A 5136-nucleotide genomic window follows, 5' to 3' on the forward strand; every position below is an offset into this window, starting at 1 on the left:
GTCGATGCGCATTGCCACTTCGATCAGCCGACATCGGACGGTTCGGTCATGGCGGACGATTTCGAAAGCGGGCCGCGCTCGGCCGCCTTTGGGGGGACGACCACGGTGATCCCCTTTGCCTGCCAGCAAAAAGGCCAGTCCCTGCGTGCGGCGGTTGATGATTATCATCAGCGGGCCGACGGGAAATCGGTGATCGACTATGCATTCCACCTGATCGTGACGGATCCGAACCCGCAGGTTCTGGGGCAGGAGCTGCCGGCCCTGATCCGCGAAGGCTATACCTCTTTCAAGATCTACACGACCTATGATGATCTCAAGCTGAACGATCGCGAGATCATCGAGGTTCTGGCGCTGGCCAAGCGCGAAGGCGCCCTGACGATGATACATGCGGAAAATTCCGACGCCATCGCATGGCTGACGGAGGCGCTGGAACGTGCCGGCCAGACCGCACCGCAGTTTCATGCCGATGCCCGACCGCCCATCGCGGAGCGTGAAGCGACCCACCGCGCCATTTCACTGGCCGAGATCGTCGATGTGCCCATGCTGGTTGTGCATGTGTCGGGCGGTGAGGCGATGGAACAGATCGCCCATGCGCGGTCCAAGGGCCTCAGGGTTTTTGCGGAAACCTGTCCCCAGTACATCCTGCTGACGCGGGACGATCTTGATCTTGACGGGTTCGAGGGCGCGAAACACATCTGTTCGCCTCCGCCCCGTGACGCGCAAAGCCAGGAATCCGTTTGGCGGGGGCTGGCCAATGGTACCTTTCAGGTTTTCTCTTCGGATCATGCTCCGTTCAAATACGACAGCAGTACCGGCAAGAAACTGCGCGGCGAGGGGGCGAGCTTTCTGCACGTTCCCAACGGTATCCCCGGCGTCGAAACCCGGCTGCCGCTCCTATTCTCCGAAGGGGTGGGCAAGGGCCGCATATCGCTGAACCAGTTCGTCGCGCTTACCGCGACCAATCCGGCCCGACTCTACGGGCTTTACCCGCGCAAAGGCACGATCACTATCGGCGCGGATGCGGATATCACCATCTGGGATCCTGAACGCGAGGTGACCATCACCAACGCGCAACTGCATCACAACGTTGATTATACCCCCTACGAGGGGCGACGCGTGACCGGATGGCCCGAGACCGTTTTGCAAAGGGGTGAGGTGCTGGTCCGGGACGGCGCATTATGTGCCGAAAAAGGGCAGGGGCAGTTCCTGACCTGTGGTGTGCCGGATACCGCTATGTAAGGGCAGCTGCGGCGCCGCTTCGTATTCCGTGGCCCGATGCCCGCCGCCTTATTCGGCGGCGGTCGCTTCCGCTTCTTCTTTCCACAGACCGACGAGCCTGCAAGTTTCCGTTCCGGCCCGTTCCAGATGCGTGCGCCAGACATCATGCGCGGTGGCCGCATCCCGTTCGCGCAGGGCGGTCACCAGCCGGTGGTGGTCCTGCATCGACCTCTCGCGGTGCCCTTCGGAGGCGACCGAAAGGAACCGCGCCCGTTCGACATGAAAGGCAAGGCCGGTCCTGACGCGGGCAAGGTCCGGGTTCTTGGCGGCCGCCACCACAAGGTCGTGGATTTGCCGGTTCAACTGGAAATAGGCCGGCAGGTCCCCGGCCTCGTGCCGGTCGCGCATACGGGCATGAAGATCCTCCAGCCTTTGCATTTCCTGTTCGGTAATCCGGCTGGCTGCAAGCTCGGCAGCGAGCGCTTCGAGCCGCGAGATCACTTCGAACAGGCTGCGGGTGCCTTCGACCGATATTTCCGACACCCGCGCGCCCCGGTTCGCCATCAGCTCGACGAGCCCGTCCTTGTCGAGAATCTTGAGCGCTTCGCGCAGGGGCGTGAGCGAGACCTCGAGATCCTCGGCCAGTTCGGCCACGCGTATTTTCTCCCCCGGGCGCAGATCACCCGAAACGATCATGTTGCGGATTTCATCGGCGACCTGATCGTGCAGGGGCACCCGGCTGATGGCGACCTTGCCCCGCCGGTCCACGCGCTGTCGTGGATGCTCTGACCGTCGTGTTTTCATCGCGAAACCCTTTCTCGCGGTTGTCTGGCCGGGTGAATGCGCTTGTCGGAGCGTCACTCGGTATATATAATCAATTTATTCTTATCTTACTGAATGAAAAGAATGAAATGAATTTTTCATCATCGGATGCCAGCGTGCAAGGCCTGATCTCTGCCCTGTTGAAGGCCCGCGAAACCGGGCAGCCGGTCGGCGACGACGTTGCCAGTCAGTTCGATCCGACGGTTGAAGAAGCATATGAGGTACAGGCCGCAGTCGCACGGGTCACCGGCCCCGTCGGTGGCTTCAAGGTCGCGAACAAGCCTGACGCTCCGCGTATCATGGCGCCGATCTTCAGCCAGGACATCAAGACATCGCCCGCGATGATCGACGTTCCCCGGGATGAGAAAATCGGCATCGAGCTTGAGGTCGGGTTCCGGATCGAAAAGCCGCTTCCGGACAAGGGAGCACCGGACCGCAGGGATGCGATCGCGCGGTGCCTGTCCGTCGTCCCGGTGATCGAGATCGTCCGCACCCGGCTGCCGATGAACGCGAACCCGGGTCTGAAGCTGGCTGACAATCAGATCAACGGCGGCCTCGTTGTCGGCGCGCCCGTGGCGGAATGGCAGGCGGTTAGTCTGGGCCCGGTTCGGGCAGAGCTGGCATTCGGGGATGAACAAATCCTGAGCGGCAAGGCCGCGGTGCCGGGCGGGAACGCCTTTGAGAACTTCCTCGTCCTCGAAGAGATGTTGGGGGATCACTGTGGCGGTTTGCAGCCGGGTCAGATCGTCATAACCGGTTCGCTGAACGGTTTGCCCTACGTCCAAGCGGGAATTGACGTGCGCGGTTCGATCGACGGGCTGGGGCAGGTCTCACTCCGCCTGAAGGCGGCGCGCTGACGGCTGCGCCAGTTCGGGCCACTGCCAGCCGGGGGCTCCGGCTGCTAGCGCGCTTGCCAGATCCATCAGGAAATCTTCGGATCCAAGGTCGCCGATCAACTGGCAGCCGATGGGCAGACCGGCCTCATCGCACCCTGCTGGCACCGCGAGGGCCGGGTGCCCCGCGGCATTGACCCAGCCGGTATAGATCGCATGCCCGCGCGGGCCGACGGGCTGACCGTCGATCTCCAGCGGGTGGCTCTGCTCTGCCGGCCAGGGCTGCGCGGCGGCTGAAGGCATCAGGATCACGTCCCACTCGGCAAAGAGGCATGAGGTGGCGGCGCGCAGCCGTTGAACCGCAGCCATGGCACCAAAGAGCGATGCGACCCCGAGGCCGGCCCCCATCTCGGCCATCTCCATGTAGCGCGCGCCGGCGTTTCGGGCCATGGCGGGGACCGTGGCCTTCAGATGGGCAAGGCCGATCTGCGCGAATGAACCCCAGAAGGCATCTATTTCCCCCAGATCGAGCGGCAGATCGGCTTCCTCCACATGGTGACCGGCTGAGCTGAACCGCTGGGCGATGTCACGCGTCGCCGAAATGATCGCGGGTTCGCAGGGGTGCGAGCCCAGCCGAGCCACGGAGAGGATCCTGAGCGGGCTATCGGGGGCGGTGAAATCGGGTATCCCCCGGGAGGCGGGATCGCGCCGGTCTGGACCGGCCAGCGCGCTATACAAAAGCCGCAGATCGTCGATGCTGCGCGCAAAGGGGCCGATCACTTCGAAATCCATCAGCACCTGCGGCAGACCGCCCGCCCGGGCGATGCGGCCGATGGTCGGTTTCAGCCCGAAAAGCCCCGTATGTCCGGCCGGGCGACGGGTGGAGCCGCCCCCGTCGGTTCCGATCCCGAGCACTGCGAGACCGGCCGCGACGGCGGAAACCGTCCCGCCGGACGACCCCCCCGGCGTCAGCGCGGGATCCCACGGGTTCCGCGTTACGCCGAACCTTGCATTGGCGGTGTATCCTTCCACGGCGAATTCGGGCGTGTTGGTCTTACCTACAAGGATCGCGCCCGCCGCGCGCAGCCGTGCTACCGGCAGTTCATCCGCGCGCGCGACGTCAGAGAATGTCGCCCCGCCCCATGCGGTCGGCATTCCGGCGACGTGCAGATTGTCCTTCACCGCGATAGGCACCCCGTCGAGCGGGGAGAGCGGCGCGTTCTCTCGGTAGCGCCTCGAAGACGTCTCGGCCTGTTCCTTCAGGTCCGGGGCCAGGGCGACATAGGCGTTCAGCACCGGGTTGAGAGCGTCGATCCGGTCGGCGAGTTCACTCACGACCGCGCGCGGATCGGCCTCCCCGCTGCGATAGGCAGCCGACAGATCGGCTGCCCCGCGTTGCCAGAATGCGCCTACCACGGCGTCAGCGCCCGCTCATGGTTTCGGGCAACCATGTCACGATTTGGGGCACGAAAATCAGCAGGATCGTGAACAGCACCATGATCAGCGCGTAGGGAATGGCCCCCATCACCACATCACGGAAAGGCCCGCCATCGGTACGCACGCCCTGCACCACGTAAAGGTTCATCCCCACCGGCGGCGTGATCATGCCCAGCTCGCACATCAGCACGATGAAGATGCCGAACCAGATCGGGTCGATCCCCACGGCGGTCACGATGGGCAGCGCCACCGGGATCGTCAGCACCTGCATCGACAGCACGTCCATGAACATGCCGAGGAACAGGTAGAACACGATGAGCGCCATCAACAGCATCGCCGGCGACAGCCCGAAGGAGGCGACCCATTCCGTCATTGTCTGCGCGATCCCGCCGAGCGCGAGCGTCACGTTCAGCATGAAGGCGGCGGTGATGATCAACAGGATCATGCCGGTGGTCTTGGCCGTCTGGCGGAAGCAATGGTCGAAGAATTCGAGGCTCAGCTTGCCTTCGCGGGCGGCAAAGGCCAGCGCCGCGACCACGCCGAGTGCGGCGGATTCCGTCGGTGTGGCGATGCCGAAATAGATCGAGCCCATCACGACGGCGAAGATGATCGTCGGGGGGACGAGGTGCTTCAGCCCCGCGATCTTGTCGGAAAGCGGGATTTTCACCTCCTCGCCCGTTTCGGAAGAGACCGGGATGACATAGGATTCAGCCGCGATGTAGACCATGAAAAGAAGCGTCAGAAGCACGCCGGGAATGATACCTGCGATGAAAAGCTGGCCAATGGATTCATTGGCGAGCGAGCCATAGATCAGCAGGTTTACCGA

At 63.5% G+C, this 5136-nt stretch carries 5 protein-coding genes; 2 read left to right on the forward strand and 3 right to left on the reverse strand.

What is annotated here, in order from left to right; translation table 11 throughout:
* Positions 1–1239, forward strand: a 1239-nt coding sequence (hydA, locus tag A3764_RS09980; RefSeq protein WP_067951548.1) for a dihydropyrimidinase, incomplete at its 5' end; no start/stop codon positions are given.
* Between the two features lie 48 nt (positions 1240–1287).
* On the opposite strand, the gene A3764_RS09985 is transcribed toward hydA, so the two are convergent.
* On the reverse strand, positions 1288–2022 hold the full coding sequence (locus A3764_RS09985) for a GntR family transcriptional regulator (RefSeq protein ID WP_067925692.1): 735 nt from the start codon (positions 2020–2022) through the stop codon (positions 1288–1290).
* Between the two features lie 107 nt (positions 2023–2129).
* Between A3764_RS09985 and A3764_RS09990 the strand changes: the two genes are divergently transcribed.
* Positions 2130–2897, forward strand: coding sequence for a hypothetical protein (locus tag A3764_RS09990; RefSeq protein WP_067925689.1), 768 nt, complete (start codon positions 2130–2132; stop codon positions 2895–2897).
* Here the strand turns inward: A3764_RS09990 and A3764_RS09995 are convergent.
* The gene (locus tag A3764_RS09995) at positions 2871–4289 is read right to left on the reverse strand and encodes an amidase (protein WP_067925686.1); all 1419 of its coding nucleotides are present in this window, start codon (positions 4287–4289) and stop codon (positions 2871–2873) included. The genes A3764_RS09990 and A3764_RS09995 overlap by 27 nt on opposite strands.
* Before the next feature lie 4 nt (positions 4290–4293).
* Positions 4294–5136 (reverse strand): TRAP transporter large permease (locus tag A3764_RS10000; protein ID WP_150122135.1); only part of this gene is annotated, 843 nt, incomplete at its 5' end.

Origin of the sequence: Sulfitobacter sp. HI0129 (genome assembly GCF_001635395.1) — a bacterium.
In the GTDB taxonomy this organism is placed as follows: Bacteria; Pseudomonadota; Alphaproteobacteria; order Rhodobacterales; family Rhodobacteraceae; genus Sulfitobacter.

Coding starts and splice junctions, on each gene's coding strand:
- A3764_RS09990 (WP_067925689.1), top strand. CDS start 2,130: ATGAATTTTTCATCATCGGATGCCAGCGTGCAAGGCCTGATCTCTGCC.
- A3764_RS09985 (WP_067925692.1), bottom strand. CDS start 2,022: ATGAAAACACGACGGTCAGAGCATCCACGACAGCGCGTGGACCGGCGG.